Source organism: Bacteroides sp. AF39-16AC (genome assembly GCF_003602735.1).
Lineage (GTDB): Bacteria > Bacteroidota > Bacteroidia > Bacteroidales > Bacteroidaceae > Bacteroides > Bacteroides uniformis.
Genome location: NZ_QTLN01000029.1, coordinates 16,831 through 34,421, shown reverse-complemented (window position 1 = coordinate 34,421; position 17,591 = coordinate 16,831). Strand labels below are relative to the sequence as shown.

Here is a 17,591-nt window from a genome sequence, read left to right as displayed (position 1 = left end):
AATTTGCCTCTATGTGCACCCTTTTTCCCTACGAAGAGACAGATATGTCAAATGCAGGGGCGAAACAGTCGTGACGAATTTGTCCTTATTTGAAAACGAATTTGTCTCCGGCCTTTTAGAATAAACTGCGATATATTTGCACATCCCTTTTCGGGGATAACTTGGAGATTCAATTAACCTTATTATTATCTAATTTAAAAGGAAAACAATGAAATCAGATTCTTTTAGAAACAATCGGAAGGCGCTTGCAGCCTTATTGCTTTGTACTGGTTGCATTGCCGGACATCCCCTTGCGGTGATGGCTGAAAGCAATGACGCCGCTATGGAAGTTGTTCAGCAACAAATCTACGTTTCGGGTGTGGTGAAAGATGCAATGGGACCGGTTATTGGTGCCAGTGTCGTAGAAAAAGGCAATCCTGCCAATGGAACTATCACGGATATGGACGGTAATTTCTCTCTTACGGTGAAACCGGGAGCCACACTTGTCATCTCTTATATAGGTTATAAGACACAGGAAGTGCAAGCGGTTGCCGGTAAAGTTGTTAATGTGATGTTGGAAGATGATACGGAAATGCTCGATGAAGTGGTTGTAGTAGGTTTTGGTACGCAGAAGAAAGTGAACCTGACCGGCTCGGTGGGCATTGCTACAGCGAAAGAGCTGGAATCTCGTCCGGTATCATCGGCCACTCAGGCTTTGCAAGGGCTGGTGCCGGGATTGAAGATTACGACCAACTCCGGAGCTTTGGACCAGAATATGAATATTTCCGTACGTGGTACGGGGACTATTGGTTCTTCAAGCGGTTCGCCGTTGATTCTGATTGATGGTATGGAAGGTGACATCAATACGGTGAACCCACAGGATATTGAGAACATCTCGGTACTGAAAGATGCGGCCGCTTCCTCTATCTACGGTTCCCGTGCACCATTTGGCGTAATTTTGGTTACGACGAAGAAAGGAAAGGCAGGAAAAGCAACTGTTAACTATAACAACAGTTTTCGCGTGGCCAGTCCTATCGGGCTTCCGGAGTCGATGGACTCATATACCTTTGCTGTTTATATGAATTCGGCTCTCAGGAATAGCAATAAAGACGCTCGTTTTTCTACGGAAACCATGCAGAAGATGCTTGACTATCAATCCGGTAAGCTTACGGGAGGAATGGACCCCAGCCCCAGCAATCCCGAAGCATGGAATGATGTATGGGCATATGCTTATGGCAATAATGATATTTATGATGAGCTATACGAGGGTTCGGTCTTTTCTCAGGAACACAACGTCAGCATATCGGGTGGTAGTGAAAAGATGACCTATTATGGGTCGTTCAACTATCTTGACCAGGGTGGTTTGTTGAGAATTGGCGAAGATGGCATGAAGCGCTACAATGCTACGGGTAAGTTTACCAGTGAATTGACCGATTGGCTGAAATTCAATTTTACGGCACGCTTTACCCGGAACGATGTGTGGCGTCCGCGTAAGTTCAATGATAACTTTTACCGCATGTTCGGCCGTCAGAACTGGCCTAATATTCCGATGTATGATCCTAACGGAAATATCTTTGGCTATAATGCTGTTGAATTGGAACAAGGAGGGCAGCGTGACGTACAGACCGACCGACATTACTATCAGGCCGCTCTAATCTTTGAACCGGTGAAGAATTGGATTACGAACGTGGAGTTTAATTACAGCATCATGAACCAGAAGATAAAGGAAACTACTCTGCCTTCCTATCAATTGGGACCCACCGGGACCAGGTTATATCGTGAGCAGGATTCTGGATTATATCAGGAAGACAAGAAGGAAAACTATCTGAACCTGAATGTCTATAGCGAATATGCACATTCATTCAACACTGTACACAATTTCAAGATTATGGGAGGTTTTCAGGTTGAAGAGATGGAGCAAAGCAATCTTAATGTGTTTAAGAATGGGCTGATCATGGAAGACATGCCGGAGTTTGACCTGACAAACGGACAGTTAAGTAGCGGATTGTCTAAAGATGCTACTGTCAAGGGATATAGCAACAGATGGGCGACTGCCGGATTCTTTGGACGTCTGAATTATGATTATCAGGGGCGTTATCTGGCAGAGGCCAACATCCGTTATGACGGTACTTCCCGTTTCCGTCGCGGCAATCGTTGGCAGTGGTCTCCATCTTTCTCTTTGGGTTGGAACATTGCACAAGAAGAGTTCTGGGAACCGATACAAGACGTGGCCAATTTGTTGAAACTTCGTTTCTCTTATGGACAATTGGGTAATCAAAATACAAACACGTGGTATCCTACTTACCGGACTATGTCTTTGGGTATTCTGAATGGAGGTTGGTTGCAAGGGGGAACCAAGCCCAATACGGCAAAGGTTGGTGATTTGATTAGTACGGTTTTGACTTGGGAAAAGGTGCGTACTTGGGACATCGGCCTTGACTATGGTTTCTTTAATAACCGCCTGACCGGTTCGTTCGATTACTTTGTTCGTTATACAAAGGATATGGTGGGAGATGCTCCTGAATTACCTCTAACATTGGGAGTCAATCCTCCTCAAACCAATAACTGTGATTTGAAAACCAAAGGATGGGAAGTTTCATTGGCATGGAGAGACCGCTTGAAGAACGGTTTGAACTATGGCATTGCAATATCATTGTCCGACCAACAGACTTACATAGACAGTTATCCGAGTAACAAAACAAACTCCCTGACTACTTACGATTCCAGTAGAGGAGTGAATAAGTCGGCATATCTGGCCGGTAGGAAACTGAATGAAATCTGGGGATTCGAAACAATCGGCATAGCTAAGACACAGCAGGAAATGGATGCGCATCTCGCATCGTTGCCTAATGGCGGACAAAGCGCTATCGGTTCGCAATGGAGTGCCGGTGACATTATGTACAAAGACCTGAATGGCGATGGTAAAATCTCTACGGGTGCCAATACTTTGGGCGATCATGGTGATTTGAAATTACTGGGTGATGCCAATCCGCACTATTTCTTTGGTATCGACCTTACTGCCGACTGGAAAGGCTTTGATTTCCGTTGTTTCTTGCAGGGGGTATTGAAGCACGATTTCTGGCCCGGTGGTGATGCAACTACTAAAAATGACGAGGCGGGTGGCTATTTCTGGGGAGTGAAAGGCAACCAGAATGAATGGCATATACGTGGTTTTGAACAGCATAATGACTATTTCCGTGAGGAACCGGTAGGACTGGAAGGTCATCAGCTTTCTGCAAATACTGATTCTTATTTTCCACGCCCGTTGCTGACCGATGCGGATGGTGCCAAGAACCAGCGGATACAGAGCCGCTATATGCAGAATGCAGCATATATGCGTTTGAAGAATCTGCAATTAGGATATACCTTACCTGACATGTGGACTCGGAAAGCCGGTATATCCAAATGCCGTTTGTTTGTATCAGGCGAGAACTTGTTGACTTTTACTTCTTTGTTTGATGTGTTTGATCCTGAGACTTGTACTGGTGGTATCGGAGGTAACGTATATCCGTTGTCAAGCACGTGGTCATTCGGTTTGAGTTTAACTTTTTAAATGTATTATAATATGAAATCATTATATAGAATAGCGTTAGCCGCAACATTTGTTTTCTCTTTTGTGTCTTGCGACGATTTTTTGGACAGTGAACCACAGTCTGCGGTAGATCCGGACAGATACTTTACGGAAGTTTCCCAGTTACAAGCCTATGCGGATGAAATATATCCACGCGTTCTTCCCGGCAGTAATCGCGGGTATTATGAAACAGATGATCAATATACCGATAACCAAATATCCGAAGTGGCTCCCGACCGTTTCTTTGAGGGACAATGGAAAGTACCCTATTCGGAGGGAAACTGGTCGTTTGAAACGATTTATAGATTGAATTTCTTTTTTTCGGAAGTGCTGCCTCGGTTTGGAGAAGACCTGAGTGGCTCACAAAATACAATTTCCGGTGATTTGGCAAGTATCAGGCACTATATCGGTGAGTTGTACGTTTTGCGTGCGCTCGAATATTTTAAGCGCTATCGGGCTTTTGGTGATTTCCCTATTATCACTGAACCATTGCCGGATGATGAAACTGTGCTGAGTGAAGCCAGTAAACGTATGCCACGTAACGAGGTTGCACGTTTTATTTTGTCGGATTTGGATAAGGCGGCAACTTTGATGGATGGGAAAAATATGGCAACTACCCGCATTAACCGTGACCTTGCGCTGCTCATCAAATCGCGGGTTGCCTTGTACGAAGGAACCTGGCTGAAATATTTTAAGGGGACGGCGTTTGTACCCAATGGTGATGGATGGCCGGGTAAGTCAAAGGATTATAATGCCAATTATCAGTATCCGAGTGGGAGCATTGAAAATGAAATCAATTACTTTCTTGATGAAGCTATCTCTGCTTCGAAAGAGGTAGCGGAGAAGTATAAGAACTCGTTGACAGCCAATACAGGCATACTGCCACAAAGCGCAAGCGAAGTTGCCAATCCGTTTTACGATATGTATGTGTCGGACGACCTTTCTTCTTATTCGGAAGTATTGCTGTGGAAGCAATATACCTATGGAATATCTACGCATGGTGTGTGTGTAGGTGCCAATCAAGGTAATTGGGCATTGGGGGTGACCCGTAGTTACGTACAGAATTTCCTGATGGCGGACGGTACGCCGGTTTATGCCAATGGCTCTTATGCCGAAGGTAATGGAGTCTATAAAGGAGATAAGACGATTGCCGATGTTCGTGCCAATCGGGATTCACGTCTTTCTGTCTTCCTGAAGGAACCCGGACAGAAGAATATTCTGGTTGATGGCACAAGTCCGCTCAGTACCTTCTATCGTACGGAGCCATATCCCGGCATAACGGATGGCGCTAACCAGACACGTGCCACTACCGGCTATCTCTTACGAAAAGGTGGAGCTTTTGATGTAAAGCATTATCAGGATGTATGGGCAGGTTTTGTCGGCGTAGTTCTATATCGTTCTGTAGAGGCATTGCTGAATTACATGGAAGCCAGTTATGAAAGGAACGGAATGCTTGATGGTACGGCCCGTGAATATTGGCAGATTATTCGTCGTCGTGCCAATGTCAGTGATAATATTGAAGCTACCATTGCGGCCACCGATATGAGCAAGGAAGCTGAGAATGATTGGGGCGCTTATTCTGCCGGACAATTGTTGACGGACAAGACTCTGTATAATATCCGTCGTGAACGCCGTTGCGAATTCCTTTCCGAAGGGCTTCGATACATGGATGTATGTCGTTGGCGGGCAATGGATCAGTTGATTGCCAAACCGTATATTCCTGAGGGAATACATCTTTGGAATACTCCGATGGAGAAATGGTATAACGGTTTGGTGGCCGACGGTTCAGCAAGTGCTACCGTATCGCAGAAATCGGATAGTGAGTATCTTCGTCCTTATCGGCGTAACAGTGGTCAGAGGTGTTATGATGGTTATACCTGGAAGATGGGGCATTACCTTGAACCGATTATGGCAAAACAATTCTTGATTACAGCCCCGGACGGAGTATCTGTCGAAAGTTCTCCTATCTATCAGAACCCGTATTGGAAGACTGATGCCGATACGCCGGCTGAACGATAGACGTAAATGCTAAAACAAATATCATGAAGAAACATTTATTGAAGAGAATAGGGACGCTTGTCGGTATGTTGAGTGTATCAGGTTTCCTGTTTGCGGGGAGTTCTCCTATAGAAGTGAAGAGTAATGCTTCTACCGGTGCTCTCAGCGAAATGAAGATACAAGGTGATGAGCGCAACATGAATTGGGTGGTAAAAACAGACGGTACCCAGTATCCTTGGATAAAGGAGAATTATGGCTGGGGATTGGGCTATTTTACTGTAGTCAAAGGTCGGGAGAGCATAAAGAAGGAATGGATGAATCCTACTAAAATGAGTGCCGACGGCATGGAAGTGACTTATCGTGAGAGTGATATCGGCATCCGGGTGATAAGGGTGTTTGAACAGGACGACCTGGTAGAAAGATATACTTTCACCAATGAAGGCGGAGTACCGGTTTCCATCTATGATATCGGCATCTATACGCCTTTCAACGATAACTATCCTGATGCGGAACAGTGCATCAACACCCGTGCTAATGCCCATATCTGGGAAGGTGGGAGTGCGGCTTATGTAAATGCCATTCGTATGGGAGGCTTTGCTCCTCACTTGGGACTGGTGGTGACAGAGGGTGCCATCAAGAGTTATGAGGTATGGGAACGTGGACGTCAGAAAGCGAACTCCCATACAAGAGGCATCTTTGCTTTGAACTTGCCCGATATGCAACTGAAACCGGGAGAAAGCTATTCGTTGGAATGGCATCTGTTCTCTCATGCCGGTAATGAGGATTTCCGCAACAAACTGCTGGAACGTGGCAGTGTACTCGTTTCGTGCAATAAGTATGTTTTTGAAAAAGGAGAAAAGGCACGTGTGGAACTTCGCAGTGCACGGCCCTTGAAGGAATGTACGGCCAGGCTGAACGGCGTTCCGGTATCTGTCAAGCCGGAAGGAAACATGTATGTGGTGGAGATGCCGATGGAACAGGCTGGTGAAGCCCGATTTGATTTTTATTATAACGGAGATAAGCAGACACATGCCGACTGTCTGGTAATCAACAATACGGATGGACTGATACAAAAGCGTGTTGACTTTATCCGCACTCATCAGCAAATGAATAATCCGGCAGATTTGCGCGACGGCGCTTACATGGTTTATGATAATGAAGGAGACAGCATCTACCTGAATGACACGCCGAATTGCAATCCGGTGGATCGTGATGAAGGGGCGGAGCGTGTAGGCATGGGAGTATTGTTGGCTAAACAGTACTTGTTGACAAAAGACCCGGAGCTGAAAACATCGCTCCTGAGATATGCAACGTTTATACGCGGGAAACTGCAGACCGATGATTACGTAACCTATTCGAGCGTTGACCGGAAGAATCGTAACCGTGGATATAATTATATGTGGGTGGCAGAGTTCTATTTTCAGATGTATAAAGTGACCGGAGACAAACAATATGCTATGGATGGTTATCAAACGCTTCAGGCAATGTTCCGCCAGTTTGGTAATGGTTTTTACGCCATCGGCATCCCGGTACGCCTGGGATTGCAGGCTCTGAGAGAAACCGGCATGAAGAAGGAGTACGAGAAATTGCTGGACGATTTCATAAAGACGGGAGATGTCTTCATCAGGAATGGATTGAACTATCCGGCGCATGAAGTGAATTACGAACAAAGCATCGTAGCTCCGGCTATTCAGTTCCTTGCACAACTTTATCTGGAAACCGGCAGCCGGAAATATCTGGATGAAGTGAAACGCCAGATGCCGGTGTTGGAGGCCTTTAATGGCTTTCAGCCCAGTTATCATCTGAATGAGGTGGCTATCCGTCACTGGGACGGGCACTGGTTTGGTAAACGGGAAATGTTTGGTGATACCTTCCCGCATTATTGGAGTACGGCAACCGGAGCTGTTTATCATTTTTATGCACTCTGCACCGGTGATAAACGTTACCAGAAGCGCGCCGAGGATGTAGTAAGGAATAATCTTTGCCTATTCTTTGAAGATGGGAAGGCTTCTTGCGCCTACATGTATCCATATAAGATTGATGGGGTGAAGGCTCAGTTCTACGATCCTTATGGCAATGATCAGGATTGGGCGCTGGTCTACTATTTATTGGTTAATAAAGGATTATAGAATATACTATGCGAAACGGATTATTGAAAAGAGCTTTGGGGGCGTTCGGCTTGTCAGCCATTTCTTTGTTTTCTGCCTATGGGCAGTATAAGGCGATAAATGTGGACGCTCCTTTCCCAATGAATTCCATAAAGGAGTTTGTTTATCCTCAGAAAGATTTCTCCATCACAGAGTATGGAGCAGCCAAAGGTGGAGTGACAGATAATACGGAAGCCATTGCTAAGGCTATCGACGCTTGCAACAAAGCTGGTGGCGGTAGAGTAGTGGTGCCCGAGGGGGAATGGCTGACGGGCCCTATTCACTTCAGGAGTAATGTAAACCTTTACCTTACGGAAAATGCTATATTGCGTTTTACGGGCAATCCATCAGATTATCTGCCTGCCGTAATGACTTCGTGGGAAGGTATGGAGTGTTATAACTACTCTCCGTTGGTTTATGCTTTTGAATGTGAGAATATTGCCATAACGGGCAAGGGGATGTTAAGCCCGGAAATGGATACCTGGAAAAGTTGGTTTGCCCGTCCGGAGGCTCACATGGAGGCACTGAAGCAGCTTTATACGATGGCTTCAACAGATGTTCCGGTTGAGGAAAGGCAGATGGCAGTGGGCAAGAACCATCTGCGTCCCCATCTGATTCAGTTCAACCGTTGCAAGAATGTGTTGCTCGATGGATTCAAGATACGTGAAAGCCCATTCTGGACTATTCATATGTATATGTGCGATGGTGGCATAGCCCGTAATCTGGATGTAAAAGCGCACGGACACAACAACGATGGTATCGACCTGGAAATGACACGCAACTTCTTGATAGAAGATTGCACTTTCGATCAGGGAGATGATGCAGTGGTTATTAAAGCCGGACGCAACCGGGATGCATGGCGACTGAATATGCCGACTGAGAATATCGTTATCCGCCATTGCAATATTCTGGAAGGGCATACTCTGTTAGGCATTGGTAGCGAAATATCGGGAGGTATCCGTAATGTGTATATGCACGATTGCAAAGTTCCCCAATCTGTCCGACGTCTTTTCTTTGTAAAGACCAACCATCGCCGGGGGGCTTTTGTTGAGAACATCTACATGGAAAATATCAAGACCGGGCACGTGCAGCGCGTGTTGGAGATTGATACGGATGTGCTTTATCAGTGGAAAGACCTTGTGCCCACTTATGAAGAACGCATCACCCGCATTGACGGCATCTATCTGAAGAATGTTTTGTGTGATTCGGCCGATGCGGTTTATGAACTGAAAGGAGATGCAAAGCTGCCTATCCGGAATGTATTCATTGAAGATGTACATGTAGGCAAGGTCAATGACTTTATTAAAAGAATCAGTCATGCCGAGCATGTACAAGAGAAGAATGTAACGATAGGCAACAGCCTGGTACGTAACGGCATTCCCTGGTTTGATGACCGTGGAAACATTGTCAATGCACACGGTGCCTGCATTGTAGAAGACGGAGGACGTTATTATCTTTTTGGTGAATGGAAGTCGGATGAGAGTAATGCCTTTCCCGGTTTCAGTTGTTATTCTTCGGACGACTTGGTGAACTGGAAATTCGAGAATGTAGTGCTGAAGGTACAGCCGGATGGAATACTTGGCCCTGACCGGGTAGGTGAGCGTGTGAAGGTGATGAAGTGTCCCAAGACCGGAGAGTACGTGATGCTGATGCATGCCGATGATATGGGATATAAAGACCCTTATATCGGTGTTGCCATTTGCAAGACGATTAATGGCGACTATGAGCTGCAAGGGCCGCTGCTTTATCAAGGCAAGCCCGTGAAGCGTTGGGATATGGGAACCTTTCAGGATACGGACGGTAAAGGGTATCTGCTTATTCATCATGGACCGATCTATCGTTTGAGTGATGATTACCGTTCGGTGGAAGCAGAAGTGGCTTATGTGGAAGGTGCCGGTGAATCGCCGGCCATGTTTAGGAAGAATGGTGTTTATTATATGTTATACTCCAATCTGACCAGTTGGGAAAAGAATGATAATTTCTACTTCACAGCTCCGAAGATTGAAGGTCCCTGGACGAAGCAAGGACTGTTCTGTCCCGCAGGCAAGTTGACGTACAATTCTCAAAGTACGTTTGTCTTCCCGTTGAAACGCGGAAACGATACGATACCTATGTTCATGGGCGACCGTTGGTCTTATCCTCATCAGGCTTCTGCTGCTACATATGTGTGGATGCCGATGCAAGTGGACGGAACAAAACTGTCAATCCCCGAGTATTGGCAATGCTGGGATATTCATACTTTGCAACCGGTGGATATATTGCAAGGTAAGGAAGAAATAGCTTTTAAGGATATGATGCCCTCTGCCGGCTGGAGGAGAAAGGACGGCCGATGGACTTCAAATACAAAAGGCAGTGTGTTGTCGGTAGCTTTCAAGGGAACTGCTGTAGCCGTGGTGGGGGAGTCTGATTCTCATAGCGGATATGCAAAAGTGAGCATATTGGATGCAAAGAAAGATACGGTTTATTCTTCGTTGGTGGACTTCTACAGTAAATATCCGGAGAAAGCTATCCGGATTATTACTCCTGAAATGCCTGAGGCAGACTATACTCTGTCAATAGAGGTGACGGGGATAAAGCCGGTATGGACTGACAAGACAAAAGCTATTTATGGAAGCGACAATACATTTGTTACGATTGATAATATTTATCGATTCAGATAGCAACCAATAGTGATGTTTTACTTACTTTTGTAGGATATAAATGGGAATTGAATAAATACCATGAAGAAAATAATCTTAAGTTTGCTCTTGTTCGCTGTGGCGCAAGTTTCTTGGGCACAATTCATCTTGAATGCAGGAAAGCCCGTAGTGCTGGCTTATGACAAATCCGAGGGAATGGTGGTGCATACAGCTTTGGAACTGTTCACCCGGGACTGTCAGGCTGTGCTTTCTGCTCCCGTGCAGCAAGATGGCAAAGCAGGTCATATAGTAATAGGTACTGTTGGCAAGAGCCCGTTGATAGCGGAGACCGGGGCAGATGTTTCTGTTTTGGAAGGCAAGAAGCAGGCTTTTCTGTTGACTGTACTTCCGGATGGAAAATTGCTGGTTGCCGGCAGCGACCAATATGGTACAGCCTATGGCATCATGGAACTTTCCCGCTCGATGGGCGTATCTCCGTGGGAGTGGTGGGCGGATGTAACGCCTGAAAGGAAAGACCGATTTGAACTTCCGGCCGGTTATAAGACGATTCAAGCACCTTCTGTGGAGTATCGCGGCATCTTTATCAATGATGAAGACTGGGGATTGATGCCTTGGAGCAGCTTGAACTATGAACCGTGGTATAAGCCCGGACGCATTGGCCCGCGTACCAATGAACGTATTTTTGAGTTATTGTTGCGTTTGCGTGCCAATGTCTATTGGCCTGCCATGCACGAGTGTACCGTTCCGTTTTTCCTGACGGAAGGGAATCGGGAAGTTGCCGAAAAGTTTGGTATTTATATCGGTTCTTCCCACTGTGAGCCGATGGCATGCAATGCTGCCGGCGAATGGAGCAGAAGGGGAAAAGGCGATTATGACTATGTGAATAACAGCGAGGCTGTCTGTAAATTCTGGGAAGACCGGGTGAAAGAGGTGGCCGGGCAGGAAATTCTATACACCGTGGGAATGCGTGGCGTGCACGACGGACAGATGCAGGGAGCCCGGACGGTGGAAGAACAGAAAGCGGTGTTGGAACGTGTACTCAAAGACCAGCGCAACTTGTTGCAGAAGTATGTTGATAAAGATGTGACTGCTGTGCCGCAGGTCTTTATTCCTTATAAGGAAGTGCTCGATATTTATCATGCCGGTTTGCAGGTGCCGGAGGATGTAACGTTGATGTGGTGTGATGATAATTACGGATATATCCGCCATTTCCCCAATAAGGAGGAACGTGCCCGTAAAGGTGGAAACGGTATTTATTATCATGTATCCTATTGGGGACGTCCACACGATTATCTTTGGTTGGGAACCTTCAGTCCGGCGTTGCTGTATCAGCAGATGAAAACGGCTTATGACCACGGCATTCAAAAGATGTGGGTGCTGAATGTGGGTGACATCAAACCGGCCGAATATCAGATGGAACTCTTTCTTGATATGGCGTGGAACATAGATAAAGTAGCCGGAGAAGGGGTGTATAGACATTTATGCAACTTCCTGAAGCGCGAGTTTGGAGAGACGGTAGGCAATCAATTGCTACCGGTTATGCAGGAACATTATCGTTTGGCATATATCCGCAAACCGGAGTTTATGGGGAATACCCGCGAGGAAGAATATCATACGAATGACTACCGCATAGTGAAAGACATGCCATGGAGCAGAGAGTTTATCAATAAACGTCTGGAAGATTATCAGACTATCTCGGATGAGGCTGAACGGTTGGCTTCGCAAATACCGCAGGGACGCCGGGATGCTTATTTTCAGTTAGTGAAGTATCCGGTACAGGCATCTGCTGAAATGAACAAGAAAATGCTCTATGCACAGTTTGCCCGTCATGGGGAAATGGATTGGGGTAAGAGTGATGCTGCTTATGACAGTATTGTGTCGCTTACCCGTATCTATAATAAAGGTATAGAAAACAACGGCAAGTGGCATCGTATGATGGATTATCAGCCACGTAAGTTGCCGGTGTTTGAACCGGTAGACCGGTCATCTGTTGAAGTGCCTGTGCTCGAAGAACATTCAAGTCTGCATAAGTGGAATGCTGCGGATTTCTCAGACGGGAATCCGGTATTTTGCGAAGGATTAGGATATGAAGGCAAGGCGGTGATGCTGGCGAAAGGTGAAGAATTGGTTTTCGACTTTAATGATTGCCGGGCCGATTCGGTGGAAGTGGAGATTCGTCTGCTGCCGAATCATCCGATTGATGGAGAACAACTGGGTTTCATCCTTTCACTGGATAATAAGTATTCTGCTCCTATAACTTATGAAACAAAAGGACGTAGTGAAGAGTGGAAGGAAAATGTCTTGCGCAATCAGGCCATCAGACGGATCATTCTTCCTGTAGGAAAAAGAAAAAAACACCGGCTGACAATCAAGGCGCTTGGCGAAGGGGTTGTACTGGATCAAATTCTGCTGTACCGTTAAGTATGTCATCAGAATTAGTTTGTATTATTGATAGTAACTTCATTCCCCTCCCCGGAGGAGGGGAATGAAGATACTCTATTTAATATAAGCTAATTATGGCGACATGCTTATAGATAATTAATATAAAGAATGGAAAAGACTTGGAGATGGTTTGGCAAGAAGGACAAGATAACCCTTGCCATGTTGCGACAGATAGGAGTGGAAGGCGTTGTCACTGCCTTGCATGAAGTTCCCAATGGTGAAATATGGACGTTGGAAGCCATTGAAGATTTGAGGGATTATATTGAATCCTTCGGATTGCGCTGGTCTGTAGTAGAAAGTCTGCCGGTATGCGAGGCTGTCAAATATGCGGGGAGTGAGCGTGACCGATTGATAGAGAACTATAAGATAAGCCTTGCCAATCTTGGCAAGGCAGGCATCCGGACGGTATGCTACAACTTCATGCCGGTGATTGACTGGATTCGCACGGACTTGCAACATCCCTGGGAAGACGGGACTTCTTCCCTTTATTTCGACAGAATCCGTTTTGCCTACTTCGACCTGAAGATATTGGAACGGGAGAATGCGGAAGCCGATTATTCTCCGGAAGAGCTGGACAAGGTGGCAGAACTGGATAAGGTGATTACGGAGTCCGAAAAGGCAGAACTGGTAGATACGATTATCGTAAAGACACAAGGATTCGTAAACGGCAACATCAAGGAAGGGGACAAGGAGCCGGTAATCCTGTTCAAGCGTTTGCTGGCGCTATACAAGGGGATAGACCGGGAGGCTCTGCGCGGGAATATGCGTTATTTCTTGTCTGCCGTCATGCCGGTATGCGAGGAATATGGGGTGAATATGTGTGTACACCCCGATGACCCTCCTTTCCAGGTATTGGGGTTGCCGCGCATTGTGACAGACGAGGCGGATATTGCCTGGATACTGAGTGCAGTGGACAATCCCCATAACGGCCTGACTTTTTGCGCCGGTTCATTGAGTGCCGGTGAACAGAATGATACCCGTGAACTGGCAAGGAAGTTTGCCAAGCGTACCCACTTTGTGCATTTGCGCAGTACGAAGGCCATGCCGGGTGGAAACTTTATCGAAAGTTCCCATCTGGAGGGAAGGGGACACCTCATTGACTTGATTCGTATCTTTGAGAAGGAAAATCCGGGGTTGCCGATGCGTGTGGACCACGGTCGCATGATGTTGGGCGACGAGGACAAGGGGTACAACGCAGGTTATTCTTTTCATGGACGTCTACTGGCATTGGCACAAGTGGAGGGGATGATGGCTGTGGTGGATGATGAATTGTCCGGAAAATCAGTTTGATTGATTTAAAGTTAGACGCGGATTACGCGAAAAATCATGGATAATAAATGAAAAATATCCATGATTTTTCGCGTAATCCGCGTCTAAAGAATCTATTAGTGTTGTAAATCCGGCTTAATAGTTGAAAGTCTTGGATTTTACGTAAACCTTGAAGTCTTTGATTCCACCCGGTACCTCGCTTTCCATTCTGGGTAGATATTGTATGCCGGTCAGGGTGTGGGTACTACCCAAGTCAATCACGACAGCATGCGGGTATGGAGTGTCTTTTGTTGTGCTCCAATAGGTTGATTCCTGGAGGTCGAAGATTTTGTCCGCAGAACAGTTGACGTGGGATACGTCTTCGCTGTCGGCATAATTGACAATCCAGGGTTCGCGTGACAGACGTTCCCCATTCTCATCCAGCAGATACATTTCGGCAATGCAAGCCAGGTCTTTTCTATCTTGTGCACTCAAGGCTTCCAGGCAGACGTAACGTCCGGTGACGGGTTGGCCGAATTTGCGTTCCTGCCAACCGTTGCCGGGATTGAAGCTGCCGGAGAGGACGGGCTGCTCACCGGACAAGTCGAGATTTTCACCCTCATTGCGGTGCGTCAGCGGTTTGGTAACGAGTAGTTGGTCTAGCAATGGCTCGCTCAGTCCTTCGGACTTAGCCTCTTTGGGACCGATGAGGTCGAAGACAATCACTTCATTCTCGCCTTTCTTCAACCAGCATCCCGGGATGTAGAGGGTCTGTTGCGGGCCGATTTCCCAAATGCGTCCCATGGCGTGCCCGTTGACGTAGACAAGTCCCTTGCCCCAAGTCTCGAAGTTTAGGAATGTGTCGCTGGGCTTGTTCACCTTAAAGGTGGCACGGTAGCAACCCGGAATGCGTTGTCCTAACTCATCTTTCAGTGAGCCGATGGGCTGGAACTTCATGTTCTTATAGAAATCGTATGTATCTTCGAGATTATAGACTTCCCAATCCTTCAGGTTGCAGGTGAAAGGACGGCCGTCGATGTCTACGGTAAGTTCTACGCTTTGGGTGATACCCTTGAAGTCCTTGATGGCACGTCCAAAGTTGATGCGGCCCATGGCTTCTACCAGAATGTCGAGGCGTGCACCTTTGGGGCAGGCGGGGAATTCCAGTTGCTTTTCACCGTTGCGGCGGTCCAGTTTGCCGATGTATTTACCATTCAGGAAAACTTGGGCATAATCGTGCGCATCGTTCACAGTGAGCAGGGACGGGGTTTTCATCTCGGGCAGTGTGGTGCGGTAGAGAATACTTCCGAATCCCTGGTTATATTCCTCCATGGTACGGATATTGCGGTCTTTCTTGGCAGCAGGAAGATTGTCGAACAAAGGAGCCATCTCTGTAAATTGGAAAGACGGAATACGGATGGGCTTGATTAAAGCGGGAACTTTAGCCTGCTTCTCGCCGTTCATGTATTTGGACAATGCTTTTCGCAATTCCCAGTATTTGGGAGTGGTCTGTCCCGATTCGCTGATGGGGGCGTCGTAGTCGTAAGAGGTTACGTCAGGGGCGAATCCGGGTGAGTTGGCTCCTGCCCAGTGTCCCCAATTGGTTCCTCCATGGGTCATGTAGAGGCTGAAGGAGATGCCTTTGGACAACATCTCGTCAATTCCGGCAATCATGTCGGCAGCCGGACGGGTTTCGTGGTTGGCTCCCCACTTGTCGAACCAGCCGCTCCAGAATTCGGAGCACATCAGCGGACTGTCAGGACGGAGTTTCTTCAGCGGTGCAAACTGTTGGTCGATGTTGGCTCCTGTACCGAAGTTCATGGTCCATACCAAGTCATGGAGCCCGTTCTTGGTGAAGTTGGACGCCCAGTCGCACTGGAACAGTGCTACGCCGGGGTAATTGGCGCGTACGATGTCACGGATTTGCGATACGTAACCTTTGTCTTCCCCGTAGGAGCCGTATTCGTTCTCTACTTGTACCATGATGATGGGACCTCCGTTCTGTATGGTCATACCGGCTACCTGCTCGGCAACAGCTTTTTCGAAGATACTTACACGCTCCATAAAGTAGGGGTCGGATTCGCGCAGGCGGATATCTTTTTTCTTGAGTAACCACCAGGGCAGTCCGCCCATTTCCCATTCGGCACAGACATACGGTCCCGGGCGCAGGATGACATACATGTCGTTCTGCTGGCATAGGCGGCAGAATTCCGCCAGGTCATTCTGTCCGGTGAAGTCGAACACTCCCGGCTGAGACTCGTGGGAGTTCCAGAATACATAAAGGCAGATGGTGTTCATGCCCAGTGCCTTGCATAGCTTGATGCGTTGGTCCCAATAGGCCTTGGGGATACGTGGATAGTGCAGCTCTGCGGCTTTGATGACAAACGGCTTGCCATTCAATAGGAATGTTCCTTTGCCGGCAGAGAAGTCGCCTTGTCCTTCCCACTGGGTACGCGGGTCCCACCTGTCGCGCCAGGGTATCGTGATTGTTCCGTCCTTGCCGAATTCAAGCGGGAGCCATACGTAGCGTGAGTCCTCAAGGTCTTTCTTTTTCCAGCGGTCGAACATGGCAATGTAGGCATTTCCTTTTCCGTATATTTGCTGCACGTAAGTACTTTGTGCATAGAAGGTCTTGTCTGCATCAGGACCGGTACACGGATTGCCGATGGTAGTCCATTGCCCCATGATGGAGTCGGCTACAGCCAGTTCGGCAACATTGGGATCCCAGCCGGTACAACCGGAAGAGAGCATATAGTACTTGCCGTTATACTTGAATACGGCGGGTGCTTCGCGGCTTTGCTTCACGAAATTGCGTGTATAGCGACCAGTGGGCTTCAGGTAGTCATCCGTTAGCTCGCTTATATATAAGGTAGCGTTGTTTTCCGAAGAGTAGAACTGATATGCCTTGCCGTTATCATCAACGAACACTGTTTGGTCGCGGCTCATCGCACCGTTGGGACGGAAGCTGCCTACATAGGTGAATGTCCCGGTAGGAGAATCGCTGACCGCTACGCCGGCACATGCCTTACTGTAGTCGGCGCTTTCCACATGCGCCCACATGACGAATTTCTTTGTTTTTTCGTTGTAAATCACTTTGGGACGTTCCAACACCTTGCTGGGGTGCAGGTCGTGTTTCTCGTCGTCTTTCACGGCAGGAAGTACGATACCCTCGAACTTCCAGTTCAGCAGGTCTTTCGAAGAGTAGCAGCTGACACCGGTTACGTCGGTGCGGTAGCATTCCCACGTAGCCCATTCGGGCAGGATGGTTTCCCCTTTTTTGTATTCGCCATACCAATAGTAGGTCCCTTCGTGGTAAAGAAGGCCGCCGCCATGGGCGTTGATGGGATTGCCGTCGGTGTCTTTCCATACTTCCCCGGGTATGATTGCGGCATTTTTCGTTTGTGCTTTTGTTTTTGCAGATGGCAGGCAGCAAAGGCAGGCCAGCAATGCAAAACTCCAAATAATTTTCCTTTTCATTTAAGAATTCGGTATTAGATAATTAATAAATCGTTTATGTTTTGGGCAAAGATATGCGAAAGTTGAGAAATGGAGGGTATGTAAATGTGT

The 17,591-nt window shown here is 47.2% G+C and carries 7 protein-coding genes and 1 pseudogene; 7 read left to right on the top strand and 1 reads right to left on the bottom strand.

Going from position 1 to position 17,591, the window contains the following annotated elements:
* Positions 1–208: 208 nt before the first annotated feature.
* The 7 genes and pseudogenes from DW039_RS18135 (at position 209) to uxuA (ending at position 14,066) form a co-directional block, all read left to right on the top strand.
* The gene (locus DW039_RS18135) at positions 209–3,532 is read left to right on the top strand and encodes a TonB-dependent receptor (protein ID WP_044468177.1); all 3,324 of its coding nucleotides are present in this window, start codon (positions 209–211) and stop codon (positions 3,530–3,532) included.
* A 12-nt stretch (positions 3,533–3,544) separates the two neighbouring features.
* A complete protein-coding gene (locus DW039_RS18130) occupies positions 3,545–5,569 on the top strand; it encodes a RagB/SusD family nutrient uptake outer membrane protein (RefSeq protein ID WP_044468179.1) in 2,025 nt (674 codons plus the stop codon).
* A 23-nt stretch (positions 5,570–5,592) separates the two neighbouring features.
* Entirely contained in the window at positions 5,593–7,677 is a 2,085-nt protein-coding gene (locus tag DW039_RS18125; RefSeq protein ID WP_119957943.1) for a six-hairpin glycosidase, read from the top strand.
* Between the two features lie 8 nt (positions 7,678–7,685).
* A pseudogene (locus DW039_RS21370) lies at positions 7,686–9,044 on the top strand (glycoside hydrolase family 28 protein); the annotation flags it as partial.
* Complete coding sequence (locus DW039_RS21125; protein ID WP_227224301.1) at positions 9,045–10,355, top strand: family 43 glycosylhydrolase; 1,311 nt, start codon at positions 9,045–9,047, stop codon at positions 10,353–10,355.
* A gap of 60 nt (positions 10,356–10,415) precedes the next feature.
* On the top strand, positions 10,416–12,755 hold the full coding sequence (locus tag DW039_RS18115) for a glycosyl hydrolase 115 family protein (protein WP_044468166.1): 2,340 nt from the start codon (positions 10,416–10,418) through the stop codon (positions 12,753–12,755).
* Positions 12,756–12,884: 129 nt separating this feature from the next.
* The gene (gene uxuA / locus DW039_RS18110; protein WP_044468165.1) at positions 12,885–14,066 is read left to right on the top strand and encodes a mannonate dehydratase; all 1,182 of its coding nucleotides are present in this window, start codon (positions 12,885–12,887) and stop codon (positions 14,064–14,066) included.
* Between the two features lie 114 nt (positions 14,067–14,180).
* On the opposite strand, the gene DW039_RS18105 is transcribed toward uxuA, so the two are convergent.
* On the bottom strand, positions 14,181–17,501 hold the full coding sequence (locus DW039_RS18105; protein WP_119957941.1) for a beta-galactosidase: 3,321 nt from the start codon (positions 17,499–17,501) through the stop codon (positions 14,181–14,183).
* Between the last annotated feature and the right edge of the window lie 90 nt (positions 17,502–17,591).

Excerpts from the sequence above, each read along its gene's own strand:
- DW039_RS18115 (WP_044468166.1), top strand. The coding sequence starts at position 10,416 with ATGAAGAAAATAATCTTAAGTTTGCTCTTGTTCGCTGTGGCGCAAGTT.
- DW039_RS18130 (WP_044468179.1), top strand. The coding sequence starts at position 3,545 with ATGAAATCATTATATAGAATAGCGTTAGCCGCAACATTTGTTTTCTCT.
- DW039_RS18125 (WP_119957943.1), top strand. The coding sequence starts at position 5,593 with ATGAAGAAACATTTATTGAAGAGAATAGGGACGCTTGTCGGTATGTTG.
- DW039_RS18105 (WP_119957941.1), bottom strand. The coding sequence starts at position 17,501 with ATGAAAAGGAAAATTATTTGGAGTTTTGCATTGCTGGCCTGCCTTTGC.
- DW039_RS18135 (WP_044468177.1), top strand. The coding sequence starts at position 209 with ATGAAATCAGATTCTTTTAGAAACAATCGGAAGGCGCTTGCAGCCTTA.
- uxuA (WP_044468165.1), top strand. The coding sequence starts at position 12,885 with ATGGAAAAGACTTGGAGATGGTTTGGCAAGAAGGACAAGATAACCCTT.